Here is a 13,144-nt window from a genome sequence, read left to right on the forward strand (position 1 = left end):
TAGGCGGCGAGCGCGGGCGGCGCGGTAGGGCTGGCCATACCTTCGGGACTCGCCCCTGCCCCGCTGACCGGGGGCCGTGCGGCCGGTTGGCTGGGGACCATGCTGAAGATCGCGTTGAAGTCGCTGCGGCGGCGCTGGACGACACAGGTGGGAACCTTCGTGGCGGTGGCCCTGGGGGTCGCGCTGATGACGGTCATGGGACTGGGGCTCGCCGCGTCGGCGGCGCTGCCGGCGGGGGCCGAGGTGGTGGGCCTCAACTCGATGCTGGGCACCGCCGGCGGGGTGAGCTCCTTCGTGGCGGCCTTCGTGGTGGCGTCGACCTTCTCGTACGCCGTGGCCGCGCGGCGCCGCGAGCTGGGGCTGCTGCGGCTGAGCGGGTCGACGCCGGGGCAGCTGCGGCGCCTGGTGATGACGGAGGCGGCGGCCGTCGGGCTGGCCGGATCCGCGGCCGGGCTCGCCCTGGGCCGGGAGGGTGCCCCGCTGATGGCCCGCTGGACGGTGGCGCAGGGGCTGGCGCCCGCCGGGTACGCGATCGGGGATCAGACCTGGCCGCTGCACGCGGCGTTCTGGACGGGACTGCTGGTCGCGCTGTCGGGTGCGTACGCCGCTTCCCGGCGGGCGGGCCGGGTCGGTCCGCTGGAGGCGCTGCGCGAGGCCGTGACCGACGAGCGGCCCATGACCCCGGGCCGCTGGGTGGCCGGGGGCGGGCTGCTGCTGTGCGCGGTCGCCTTCGTGGGGTGGCGGCTCGGGTCGGACCCGGGCGCGCTGCTCAAGCGCAAGACGTACACCGTGCAGCCGATGCTGCTGATCTCCGCGTGCGGGCTCCTGGCGCCCGTGCTCGTACGGCCCGTCGTACGGCTGCTGATGTGGCTTCCGGCCCGGCTGACCTCCTACGCGGGCCGGCTGGTGCGGGCGAACGCGTCCGCCGGGATCCGCCGGACGGCCGCGGTGGCGGCCCCGGTGCTGGTGATGGTCGCGCTGACCGGATCGCTGCTGGGCTCGGCCTGGACCCTGAAGGAGGCCAAGGCCGCTGAGGCCGGTGCCCGGACCGGCGCGGACTACGTACTGACCGGAGGGCGGCTGCCGGACTCGGCGGGATTCTCCGGAGTCCCGGGGGCGAGCGCCCTCGCGGTGGCCGATACCCGGCTGACGGTGCTGGAGGAGGGGTTCGTGAAGGTGCCGACGGAGGCCTTCGCGGTCGATCCGGCGGCGCTGGCGGAGGTCTCCCGGCTGCCGGTGGTGGCGGGCTCGGTCGCGGACCTGGACGACGGCGGCATCATCGTCACGCAGGAGTGGTGGCAGCACCGGGTCGGGGACTTCGTACCGCTGTGGCTGGCGGACGGCACCGCGGTCCGGCTGCGGATCGTGGCCGTGATGCGGACGGGCACCGGCGACAACGGGGCCTACGTGACCCCGCGCAACGCGCCCGGCGCCGAGGTCTCGCGCATCGAGGTCAAGGTCCCCGCGTCCGCGTCCGCGTCCGCGGCCGCGTCGGTCCGCGGGGCGGCGGCCCGGTACGGGGCCACGGCCCACACCAAGGAGGAGTGGCTGGCGGCGACGCACCCGCGCATCAACCGCTTCACGGTGCTCGGCTACGTCCTGGTCCTGGGCATCGCCCTGCTCTACACGGCGATCGCGCTGGCCAACACCCTGCTGATGGCCACCTCCGACCGGGGCGGCGACCTGCGCCTGCTCCGGCTGGCCGGGGCCACCCGCGGCCAGGTGCTCGCCGTGACGACGGCCGAATCCCTGCTGGCCGCCGGGGTCGGCGCCCTCCTGGGGACGGCGGTGACCGCGGTCAACCTGGCGGGCATGCGCGCCGCCCTCGCGGTCCTCGGGGTCGACTCGCCGGTGGTCGTGCCCTGGCTGGCGATGGGCGCGGTCGCCGGTGTCTGCGCCGCGCTCTCGGTCTTGTGCACGCTGCTGCCGGCGGCCCGCGCCCTGCGCCGCCGGGCGGGGCGGCGCAGGGTGCGGGCGGGTGAAGTGCCCGCCATCGCGGCCGGGTTGACCTCGGGCTGAGGTACCGGAGATACCCGGATCAGTCCAGGGTCGGGGCCTGGCGCAGGATCTCGACCTCGAGGCGCTGGAGCGCGGGGCTCGACGAGATGCCCAGGTCCTCGGCCATGCGCCGCTGGTGCATCCGCAGCACCGAGAGCGCATCGGCCTGCCGCCCGGCCCGGTACAGGGCCAGGCTGAAGAGTTCGCAGCCGTATTCGCGGAGCGGATGGGCCTGGGTGAAGCCCGCCAGTTCCGAGACGGCCACTTCGTGGGCGCCCACGGCGATCAGGGCCGCGCAGCGACCCTCGACCACCGAGAGCCGCAGCTCTTCCAGGCGTACGACCTCGGGCGACACGTGGGTGGCGTCGGAGACTTCCGCGTACGCCTCCCCCCGCCACAGGGCCAGCCCGGCCTCGAACTCTTCGAGGGCCCGCTGCGGGTCGCACCGGTCCAGTGCCTGCCAGCCGGCGGTCGCGCATGTGCCGAACCGGTGGGCGTCTACGTCGACGGCACTGCTGTCGAGTAAGTAGCCGCGCCCCCGGGTGCGCAGTACCTTCGCGGGCTTGCGCGGCGCGCGGTCGGGCTCCAGCACCCGACGGAGGTTGGCGATGTAGGCGTGCAGCGAGGAGATCGCCGACTGGGGCGGCTGTCCGTCCCACAGCGCTTCCACCAGCACGTCGACCGACACGGGCTGGCCCACCTGGCTGACCAGCAAGGTGAGCGCCGCGCGCTGCTTGGTCGCCCCGAGGTCGACGTACCGGCCTCCGATGGTGGCCTCGATCGGACCCAGCACCCGGAACTCCACCTTGGTCGGGGTTGCGTCCCTGGTCTCCTCGGGGTCCTCCTGCGCCCACCGGACCCCGCCGTGCGGCCGTGGTGCGGGCGACCGGGGCGCGACGGCGTGCGCACCGGTCCGCTCGCGCGCCATCTCGAAGACGGCGGCCGGGGGCGGGGACTGGAGATCGAGCTCCAGTGCCATCGTGAAGTACATCTTCAGGGTCTCGTTGGCCTGCCGGAGTTCGCGTACTTCCCGCTCCAGCTCGGCGACGCTCCGGGTGCTCCTGCTACTGCCTCCCAAACGCTGTCCGACGACAATGTCCGTACCGCGTCTACCGCCGCCCCTGAGGTCTGCGGTCAACACACCGAAATCAATTTCTTCGTTCACTGCCTCTGTACTCATCAAGCTCCCCCGAAAGATGCGTACGTCCCGGCCTGAGCCGGATGACGAGTGTCGTCACCTCTGCACGAGGAAGGATCCAGCATCCCGATCAAGAATGACAACCCCCGTTGAAAATCTCGTGAGTTGAACATTGGCCAGCCGGATCCCGTATGCCCGGGGAAGTAGATCCGGGCAGCGTTCGCAATCCACCGGGCCCTCGTGCGGTGGCGTTCCGCCCGTCAGTGATCATGCCGGGAGCGCCGGGGTGGGGCCCAATCCGCTTCCCCTCCGTCCGGCGCTCCGCAAAAGAGCCGTCGACTACCGCGCGAAGATCAAAGTGGTCGGCGAAGGCGTGCTCTGGAAGGTGATTTCCCCGAAGCCGGCCTTGGTGAGCCAGTCGTGGTAATCGGCTCGGCGCCAGGTGCCCCCGTGCCTGCTCTTGAGCAGCATTTCCGAGGCGAAGGTCAGCGCGAAGGGAGGGCCGCTGCGGTCGTCCTCGACGATGTAGTCGGAGATGATCAGCGTGCCGCCGGGCTTCAGGGCACTGCGGGCTTTGGCGAAGATCGCGATGTTGTCCTCCGGCCCCTCCTGATGGGCGATGTTGGAGTACATCACGATGTCGTGCGCCGAGTCTCCGAAGCCGGTGGTGTGGAAGTCCCCGTCGATGTAACTGACGCGGTCGCCCACGCCCCGTTCGGCGAGCAGGCGGCGGGCGATCGAGTTGATCGGCTCCCAGTCGAGCTGGGTCGAGCGCGCCTCGGGGTTCAATTCCAGCCAGATGCCCGAGCAGATGCCCGATCCGCCGCCGATGTCGAGGATCGAGATCTCCCCGGCCTCCGACAGCCGCAGCGTCTCTGCGGCGATCTTCGCGACCGGAACGGACTGCGCGGCGATGGCCTGGACGAGGTTCTCCCAGTGCGGGTTGTCGGCCACCTCCACGACCGCGTCCGCCAGCGGGCCGCCGGCGCGGACCACCTCGGGCAGCACCGCAAGGCTGCCCATGTGGGCCATCTTCAGCTTGGCGAACCCGCTCAGCGATTCGGCCCGTCCCTCCACCAGGAAGGCGGACGCCTCGATGGTGTTGCGGTAGCCGTTCCCGTCCACCTCGACCAGGCCGATGCTGACCAGACCGTCGAGGAGGGCCTGCGCGCCGCGCTCGGATATCCCGGCCCGTTCGGCCAGTCGGGCGGCGGAGCCGGCGCCGTCCTCCAGGTGCGTGAACAGGGAGTGGTGCGCCGCCGTACCGAGGATGCCGGTCGCCCAGTACCCCGTGATGAGCCGCATGATCCGATCCGACGTCGGCTTGCTGTCCGTCATGCCGTCCCCACCATGCTTCCCGAGAGCTGACGCGGCACCGACAGGGCGGCCGGCTTCGCTTCCGTGTGCTGCGGGGCAGCCGGAACCCAGCTCCCCAGGACCATTTCGGCGGTGATTCCGGGCCCGAATCCGGCGATCACACCGGTGGATCCCGTCGTCAGGCGCTCGGCTTCCTCGAACTGCCGGCGAAGGGCGTCGAAGACGACCGCGCTGGCGATGTTCCCGTATTCGGTCAGCGTGGACCAGCTGTGACGGAAGACCGTCCGGTCCACGCCCAGGAACTTGGCGAGGTCGTCCAGAATGCGGGGGCCGCCGGCGTGGATGATGTAGAAATCCAGATCGCCGATGTCCCAGCCGTGGAGCGTGGCCAGATCGCCCAGCACCGGAGCGATCGGTTCCATCGTCCCGGGAACTCGGCGGTCGAGCTGGAAGTGGAATCCGGTGTCGCGGACGGAGTACGAGATCCAGTCCTCGGTGTTCGGAATGAGGTAGGAGGCGTTGCGCTCCAGCAGAACGCCGGCGCCGCCGCTGCCCCGCACCACCGCGGCCGCGACCGCGTCGCCGAACAGCCCGTCCGACAGGAGTGAGCCGACGTCGTCGGCATCGGGCTGGTAGCACAGCGAGCACAGCTCACAGGAGACGATCAGGACGTTGCTCTCGGGGTGTGCCACGCAGAAGTCGTGGGCGCGGTTGATGGCCGCGCCGCCCGCCGCGCAGCCGAGCTGCGCGATGGGGAGCTGCCGGGTGTCGTAGCGGAATCCCATCTCGTTGATCAGCCATGCCGTGAGCGAGGGCATCATGAACCCGGTGCACGAGACGTAGATGATCGCGTCGATGTCCGTCGCCATCAGACCCGCGTTCTCCAGGGCCTTCTCTATGACTTCCGGGCACCGCTTCTTCGATTCCAGCTCGTAGATGCGGTTGCGTTCCTGGAATCCTGGGTGGCGCAGCGTCTTTTCGATCGGCTGGACCAGGTGCCGCTTTCGCACCCCCGTGTTCTCTATCAGTCGAAGGGCCAGCGGAAGCTGCGGCTTGCCCGCGTGCGCTTCCCTGGCGAATGCCAGAGTGTCTTCCATCGTGATGATGTGTTCCGGCACGCTCACCGAAGGCTTACATAGAATTGGCATACCTGGCATCTATCTCTCTGACGTAGAGAATTTCTGCTGCCCTCACAGCGTGTACGTTCCCCAACATCGCGTATGGCGCTTGCTGCTGGCTTGGCGGCGACTTGCCGTTCACCGGGGCCTTTCGGCGTGCGGATTGAGGCGGATCGGCCCGTAAGCACTTTGGCCGAAACCCGTCGCCCCGACCCCGGAAACGACGGAGCCCCGGCCGGGGACGGCGACCCCTGAGGTCGTCCGCCCCCGGCCGGGGCTTCCTCGCGCCGCCGGGTGGACCCGGCGGCGCCCCGCCTACCGCGCCCGCGCGTGCGGGGTTCCGTCCGGGCCGGCCAACTCCTGGTCCACCAGGGCCGGTGCGGCGCCGGTGTAGCCCTCCGGGTCCAGCAGCCGGCCGATCTGGGCATCCGTCAGGTGCCGCTTCACCTTGGGCAGGGCGCCCAGGATGTCGGCCAGTGAGCCTCCGGTGCGGTCCGCCTCGGCGGATGCCCGGGTCAGCAGTTCCTTGGCCTCGGCCTTGCCGAGCCGGGGTGCCAGCACGGCGGACATCCGCTCCGAGACCACTTGGCTTCCCGTCAGCATCAGGTTCTCCCGCATCCGTTCGGGCCGTACGACCAGCCCCTCGGTCAGTTCCACGGCGGTGTGCGCGGCGCCGCCGGCCAGCCGCAGGCACTCGCGCAGCAGCTGCCACTCGGCGTGCCACACGCCGGCCGAGCGCTCGTCCTCACAGACCAGACACTGCGTCACCCCGGCCGCCAGCAGGGGCACTTGGAGTGCGGCACTGCGGATGAGGGTGGCCAGTACGGGATTGCGCTTGTGCGGCATCGCCGAGGACGCGCCGCGCCCTTCCACCGCGGGCTCGGAGACCTCTCCGACCTCGGTCCGGGTCAGCGACTGCACGTCCACGGCGATCTTGCCCAGGGCTCCCGTGACGAAGGCCAGGGCGCCGGCGAGGTCGGCCATCGGGGTGCGCAGCGCGTGCCACGGCAGCGGCGGGCGGGCCAGGCCGGTCTCGGTGGCGTAGGCGTCCAGGAGGCGATCCACGTAATCGTGCCCCGCTCCGGGCTCGGTGGACTCCTGCGGGGCGGACTCCTGTAGGGCGGACTCCTGCGGGGCGAACTCCAGGTATCCGGCGAGGGTGCCGGCGGCCCCGCCCAGCGATACCGGCAGGCCTCCGTCGAGTACGGCTGCCACCCGGTCCCGGGCGTCCAGCAGGAGCCTGCGCCAGCCGGCCGCCTTCAGGCCGAAGGTGGTGGGTACGGCGTGCAGGGCGAGGGTGCGGCCGGCCATGGCGGTGTCGCGGTGCCGGGCCGCGAGGGCCGCGAGGGCTTCGGCGGACCGCTCCAGGTCCGCGCGGATCAGCCGCAGCGTGCGGTCGGCGACCAGCATGGCGCCGGTGTCGAAGACGTCCTGGCTGGTGGAGCCGTGGTGGACGAACTCGGCGGCTCGCGGGGACTCGGCGGCGACCAGCCGGGTGAGTTCCCGGACCAGTCCCACCACCGGGTTCGCGGTCTCGCGCGCGACCAGCGCGAGTGCGCGCACGTCCAGCAGTTCGGCCCGCGCCACGCGGGTGATGACCGCGGCCGCCTCGGCGGGCACGCTGCCGGTCTTGGCCTGGGCGCGGGCGAGGGCCGCCTCCGCGTCGAGCATGGCCTGCAGCCAGGCCAGGTCGGAGGTGACGGCCTCGGCGGGCGTACCGGCCCTGACTGGGGAGAGCAGCCCGGCGTCGGGTCCGTACCCGGCCGGGTCCCGCGCCGTGCCCGGCGCGCTCGCGGTGGGGTCTGCGCTCATGCGTTCACCTCGATGTGGTCGGTGGGCGAGTGCCGGTACCGTCCGGGCGGACCGGCTGTCCGAGGGGCGACGGGCAGGGCGAGCACGGCGCAGGCGATGGCGTCCGCGTCGCCGAGCGTCATGGAGTTGACCCCGGGGCGGCTCCCGGCGGCGGTCACCCAGTGCACCGCCTCGGTGGGCACCCCGTAGGCGAACCGGCGCGGGTGGGCCCGGCCGCCGGCGTCGACGAGCCGGTAGGGGCGCTCGGTCACGGCCAGGCCCTTGGTCTCGTACGCGATCCCGCAGGCGCCCTCGATGCGGTGGCGGGCGGCCTGCCCGCTCTCCAGCAGGTCCCGCAGCAGCGGTTCCGCCGTGCGCGGCAGGTCGGGCTCCGGGAGCCGGGCCTCGACGAGGGCCGTGGCCGCCACCGGGGCGCCGGGAACCACGTCGGAGGTGACCGTGAAGACGGCCTCGCGGTCGTCCGCGGCCGGGGCGTGCAGCCGTACGCCGGGTCCGAGGACCTCCACGACTCCCGCCTCGATCAGCGCGATCAGTTCCTCGATGCGCGAGGCGGGCGGCCCGATGGAGAGGAACGCGTTGAGCGGGGTGTACCAGCTCTGGAGGTCGTCCCGGTAGGAGGCGCCCTCCAGCTTTCCGTGATCGACGGCCAGGCGTATCTCGTTGCGCAGGTCGCGCAGCACGTCCAGGGCGGACTTCAGCGGGCCGTGGACGTTTCCGGCCCTGGCCTGGCGCACGTCCTCGGCCAGGTGCGCGAGGAGCCAGGCCCGGTGGTCGGCGCGGCCTCGCAGGACGTGGTCGCGGTAGGGCCGGGCGAGCCTCTCCCAGTCCCAGCGGTCGTGCGGGGCGATGCCGGCGGAGTCCAGCAGCCGGCCCTCGGACGCGGGGTCCGGCGCGGCCAGGTAGTGCTCGACGAAGGATGCGCGCTGCCGCTCCCGCCCCCGGGCCGCGAGCAGGGCGCCGTAGTAGACGCCCTCGACCTCCTTGGCGATCAGCGGCCACAGGTCGGTGAGGAAGTGCAGCCGCTCGCCGTCCTGCGCTCGCCGGTGCAGCCGGTCGATGGCCCGGGGCGTGAGCAGCCGTGGCTCGTGGCGCTCGTACGGGCCCTTCTGGTTCTCGCCGCGCGCGTGGTACGGGACGCCGCGCCGGGAGCCGGCGACGATGTTCGGCTCCCGGCCCGAGGGCAGGTAGCGCAGGGCGCCGCCCTCGCGGGCGAAGGTGCCGCCGCGGCCCTCGGTGAGCAGCGCGAGCACGTCGAAGCAGTTCAGTCCGAGGCCGCGGACGAAGACCGTCTCGCCGGGCGCCACCACGGAGAAGTCCACGTCGGCCGGGTTCGAGGGACCGATGTACGTCAGCCCGTGCGCGGCGGCGGCCCGCGCGAGCGCGCTCTCGCCGCGGGTGGGCCGGGCGGGCACGTGGCCCAGGGAGAGGACCACGGCGTCCAGGCCGGTGAGCCGTGTGCCGTCCGCCAGCTCCAGGGTCTGCGGGCCGCCGTGACCGGCCTCGTCGGTCAGGGCCACGGCGCGGGTGCGGTGCTCGACGATGGTGACGTGCCCGGGCGCGGCCTCGGTCACCGCGCGGAAGGCGTCCTCCAGGTAGGCGCCGTAGAAGGCGCGGGTGGGGTAGTCGTCGGGGCCCAGCCGGCGGGCCTCGGCCAGCGCCTCGGCGGGCAACCGGTCGCGTACCGCGGGCTCTTCGGCGTCGCGGGCGAGGGCGGCCGCCCACTCGTACAGGCTGGGGCCCTCCTCGACGGGGCCGTCCATCAGCACGCTGTGGTCGGTGTAGACGGTGACCTGCGAGGCCACGGTGTTCATCAGCAGCTGGCGCGGCTGCTCGGTGCGCCACACCCTGCCGGGGCCCGGTGCGTGCGGCTCGACGACGTGCACGGTCACCGCTCGGTGGGACGGGGATTTGCGCTCGTTGGCACAGAGCCGCTCCAGGACCGCGAATCCGCGCGGCCCCGCGCCGACAAGGGAGACCGTAAGCACCAACACTCCTCACACACAGGTTCCGGCTCGGTCAGGGACGTACGGGGGCGGGCGCGGGCGTGGAAGTGGGGACGCGCTTCGCGGGACGGCGCGGCAGCAGCCGAGTCCTGCTGCCGCGCCGGGGGTTCAGCGGCCGCGCGCGTGGGTGCGCAGCTCGGTCCGCAGGACGCTGACGACCCGCTCGACCTGCGCCTCGGTCAGCTCGGCGTGCATCGGGATGGCCAGGTTGCGCTGGAAGAGGTCGGCCGAGACCGGGCAGCGGCGCTTGGACTGGTACACCGGCTGCACGTGGGTCGCCCACGTGCCGTGTCCGCAGCCGATGTCCTGGGCGCGCAGTGCGGCGGCGAGGCCGGCGCGGTCCACGCGCGGGTCCAGGGTCACCATGTAGGACTGCCAGGCGTGGGTGCGGTCCTCGGGGACGTGGGGCAGCGTCAGGAGCTCTTCCTGAGCGAGGAGTTCGCCGTACCGGGCGGCGACGGCGCTCCGGCGGACCAGCAGTTCGTCGATGCGGCCCATCTGCACCCGCAGGATCGCGGCGGCGATGTCCGACATCTTGTAGTTGTAGCCGATGTCGGTGAACTCGGGGATCGGCAGGCCGACGACCTGCGACTGGTCGAAGATGCTGCCGATGCCGAAGGAGGACCGCAGTCGCGCGTCCTGCCCGATCACGGGATCGGCGGAGAGCAGCGCGCCGCCCTCGCCGCTGGTGGCTCCCTTGCGTCCGTGGAAGGACAGGCAGGCCACCGGTGCCAGGGTGCCGGCCTGGCGCCCCTGGTAGGTGGCGCCGACCGAGCAGGCGGCGTCCTCGACCACGAACAGTCCGTGGCGGTCGGCGATCGCGTTCAGCTCGGCGTAGTCGGCGGGCAGGCCGACCGTGTCCACCGCGATGATGCCGACGGTCCGCGGCCCGATCAGGCTCTCCACCGCCTGCGGGTCCACGGTGCCGGTGTCGGCGCGCACGTCGGCGAAGACGGGGACGGCGTCGACGTAGCGCACCGCGTGGGCGGGGGCCGGGAAGGTGTAGTCGGCGACGATCACCTCGTCGCCGGGTTCGACGCCGAGGGCGAGCATCGCCAGGTGGAGGGCCGCGCCGCAGTTGCTGAGCGAGACGGCGTCGCCCACCCCGTAGCGCTCGACGAGCTGGGCCTCCAGCGCCTTGCCCTGCGGGCCCTGGCCGGCCGGCCAGCCCGAGGAGAACACCTCGGCCACGGCGGCCAGTTCCTTCTCTCCCAGACTCGCGTGAACGAGGGGAATCCTGTCCATGGTGGTCACCTCTCGTTACGCCGTGCGGTCGGTCGCGGACCGAAGATTCGCAAGGGCGGGCGGTTCGAAACGCAGGGGCGTGATCTGGTTGACGTCATAGCGTTCGCGCATCAGCCGGACGGCCTCGGCGTCCACCGAGGGGCCGGCGGAGAAGATCTCGACGATCTCGTCGAAATAGTGCTCGTGATCGGGTGAGGGATAGCTCTGGAAGAGCATCCGCGCCGGTTCGTCCGAGGCATTGCGAAAGGCGTGCGGGGTGCCCGGGGGGACGAACATGCAGCTGCCGGCGGTCGCGCGGACGGCCTTGTCCCCGGCGGTGGATTCCCAGGTGCGCCACGTGTCCGTCGTGCGTTCGGCGGGCTCGAACGCCAGAAGTTCCAACTCCCCTTCCAGGACGTAGAAGAACTCCTGCGACTTGGTGTGGGTGTGCGCGCCGACGTCGAATCCCGGCGGCACGATCACTTCGAAGACCGAGAAGGAAGAGCCGTCCGCCGCGGTGACCTTGAAGGTCACGTCCTGTGCCTTCGTGACCAGCTTTCGCCCCTGGCCGGGTGGAACAATTAGCCCGCTCATGTGATTGGTTTCCTCGTAGTCGCTGCGAATTCCCGCTCGAACGCGAGCGGCCCGACGGCCTCTGGCGCGGGCCGGCCGGGTACGCCGAGGCCCGCCCGCTTCAAGCCGGTTGACTGGAGGGGGCAGAGGTTCCTCCCCCGTCCCCCGCGAGGGCCGCGCCGCGCGCCGGACGGACGGAATTGCGTGCGGTGCGGTGCGAAGACATTCAGGAGGAACGGCCCGACCCGTCTGACGGCTTTGAGCCGCCCCCTCTGTTTACTGACCTCGGAACTCCTGCTTCCGGAGCTCCGATCAATGGGTTGCACGAAGAGGATCACCGAGTCGGGAGGGATTAGTCAAGGACTTCCTTCCGCCCGCCTAGAATTCCCCAAGTCGAATGAACACACGGCAACTCGCCTGCCGAATTAGATCCCCCGCAGTGAGCGTCGGCGGCTTTCGGTCAGGCCGTCCGAACAAGTCCTGCCGAGCAGCCGACCGGCCCGGCACGGCCCGGCACGGCCAAGTCCGGGAGCCCACCACGCATTACAGCCGATGGCCCGCGCCCGCGCCAACCTTCGACTTGGCCGCGACTATTTTGCGGATTGGTATCGGCTTGCCTCCAAGCCAATACCAATCCGCCCCTCAGTCCCCGGCAAGCCATTTGACCGAAGATGACCGTCGCAGCTCGGAAAGCCCGAAATCCTGCGGCCTGAATTCATTGGTTCCCGGTGGCCGGATCGGCGGCCTGCTCCGCGCCGGGCCCCGGGGCGTCCCTTTCGGACCGTGCCGGGTCCGCGCGCGCCGGCGCAACCACACCGAAGTGACTGCCAAGGAGAACGTCGTGATCAAACTTCCCGCGGAACCCGACCGGCCGACGCCGCAGGCCCCCACCGGGAGCGCGGACGTGGACCGTGACGCCTGCGACAAGCTGCTGGCCCGGGTCGGCGCCCTGATCGATGACCTCCTGAGGGCCGAGACCGAGCGCTGGGGGGCCGTCGACGCCCGTGTGGCGGTGCCGGTCGAGGCGGTCGCGGACATCGTCGGGGCGGGCGGGAAGCGGCTGCGCCCCGCCTTCTGCGTGAGCGGCTACCTGGCGGCCGGCGGTACGGCAGACGCCGAAGCCACGGAGACGGTCGTCGCGGCGGCGGCCGCGCTGGAACTCCTGCACGTGTTCGCCCTGATCCACGACGACATCATGGACAACTCCGACACCCGGCGCGGGACCCCCACCGTGCACGCCAAGCACGCCGCCCTCCACGCGGAGCACGGCTGGGCCGGCGAGCACCGCCGGTTCGGAGAGGGCATCGGCATCCTCGCGGGCGACCTGGCGCTCAGCTACGCCAACCGGCTCGCCAGCGGGCTCACCGGCCCGGCCCTGGAGGTCTGGAACGACCTGGTCACCGAGGTGATCATCGGCCAGCAGCTGGACATCGCGCTCGCCGCCGAGCTGACGGCCGATCCGGCACTGTCCCGCTGGGTCGCCGTCTGCAAGTCCGGCCGCTACACCATCCACCGGCCCCTCGCCCTCGGGGCGGCCATCGCCGGACGGCCCGAACTCCAGGCGCCGTTCGAGGAGTACGGGGTCGCGGCCGGTGAGGCCTTCCAGCTGCGCGACGACCTGCTCGACGCCTTCGGCGACGGGGTGGCGACCGGCAAGCCCGCCGGGCTGGACCTCGTGGAGCACAAGATGACCCTGCTGCTGGCCCTGGCGGCCACCAAGGACGAGCGGGTGGCCCGCCTGGTGGAGGACGGCAGGAACGGCGGCTGGGACCCGGCCGAGCTGCGCGAGGCGCTGCTCGCCTCCGGCGTCCGCCGAGAGGTCGAGGAACAGATCGACCGGCTCGTCGCGACCGCCTGCGCCGCGCTCGACGACGCGCCGCTGGCGGACGACTGGCACAAGCGCCTGGTCAAGATGGCCGAGCAGGTGGCCTACCGCGACCGCTGAGCCGGCGAAGCACCGG

9 protein-coding genes are annotated in these 13,144 nt (G+C 72.0%); 2 read left to right on the plus strand and 7 right to left on the minus strand.

The window, feature by feature from the left end; translation table 11 throughout:
- Positions 1-99 precede the first annotated feature (99 nt).
- Positions 100-2,019, plus strand: coding sequence for an ABC transporter permease (locus tag OHA37_RS13310; RefSeq protein WP_266904890.1), 1,920 nt, complete (start codon positions 100-102; stop codon positions 2,017-2,019).
- A 19-nt stretch (positions 2,020-2,038) separates the two neighbouring features.
- On the opposite strand, the gene OHA37_RS13315 is transcribed toward OHA37_RS13310, so the two are convergent.
- The 7 genes from OHA37_RS13315 to OHA37_RS13345 all read right to left on the minus strand — a co-directional run bounded on the left by OHA37_RS13315 (position 2,039) and on the right by OHA37_RS13345 (position 11,204).
- On the minus strand, positions 2,039-3,076 hold the full coding sequence (locus tag OHA37_RS13315) for an AfsR/SARP family transcriptional regulator (protein WP_266904892.1): 1,038 nt from the start codon (positions 3,074-3,076) through the stop codon (positions 2,039-2,041).
- A 399-nt stretch (positions 3,077-3,475) separates the two neighbouring features.
- Positions 3,476-4,474: a class I SAM-dependent methyltransferase gene (locus OHA37_RS13320; protein WP_266904894.1), complete on the minus strand. Its 999-nt coding sequence runs from the start codon at positions 4,472-4,474 to the stop codon at positions 3,476-3,478.
- Positions 4,471-5,601 carry a type III polyketide synthase gene (locus OHA37_RS13325; protein WP_266912746.1) on the minus strand — a complete coding sequence of 377 codons (1,131 nt, stop codon included), beginning with the start codon at positions 5,599-5,601 and terminating at the stop codon, positions 4,471-4,473. The genes OHA37_RS13320 and OHA37_RS13325 overlap by 4 nt, the downstream gene beginning before the upstream one ends.
- A 285-nt stretch (positions 5,602-5,886) precedes the next feature.
- Positions 5,887-7,383 (minus strand): class-II fumarase/aspartase family protein, encoded by a 1,497-nt coding sequence (locus OHA37_RS13330; protein ID WP_266904896.1) that lies wholly within the window; start codon positions 7,381-7,383, stop codon positions 5,887-5,889.
- Positions 7,380-9,368, minus strand: coding sequence for an FAD/NAD(P)-binding protein (locus OHA37_RS13335; RefSeq protein ID WP_266904898.1), 1,989 nt, complete (start codon positions 9,366-9,368; stop codon positions 7,380-7,382). Before OHA37_RS13335 ends, OHA37_RS13330 begins: the two co-directional genes overlap by 4 nt.
- 126 nt (positions 9,369-9,494) lie before the next feature.
- On the minus strand, positions 9,495-10,631 hold the full coding sequence (locus tag OHA37_RS13340; protein ID WP_266904900.1) for a DegT/DnrJ/EryC1/StrS family aminotransferase: 1,137 nt from the start codon (positions 10,629-10,631) through the stop codon (positions 9,495-9,497).
- A 15-nt stretch (positions 10,632-10,646) separates the two neighbouring features.
- The gene (locus OHA37_RS13345) at positions 10,647-11,204 is read right to left on the minus strand and encodes a cupin domain-containing protein (RefSeq protein WP_266904902.1); all 558 of its coding nucleotides are present in this window, start codon (positions 11,202-11,204) and stop codon (positions 10,647-10,649) included.
- 820 nt (positions 11,205-12,024) lie between these two features.
- On the opposite strand from OHA37_RS13345, the gene OHA37_RS13350 reads away from it, so the two are divergent.
- Positions 12,025-13,128 carry a polyprenyl synthetase family protein gene (locus tag OHA37_RS13350; protein ID WP_266904904.1) on the plus strand — a complete coding sequence of 368 codons (1,104 nt, stop codon included), beginning with the start codon at positions 12,025-12,027 and terminating at the stop codon, positions 13,126-13,128.
- The last annotated feature ends 16 nt before the right edge of the window (positions 13,129-13,144 follow it).

It is taken from the genome of Streptomyces sp. NBC_00335 (assembly GCF_036127095.1).
In the GTDB taxonomy this organism is placed as follows: Bacteria; Actinomycetota; Actinomycetes; order Streptomycetales; family Streptomycetaceae; genus Streptomyces.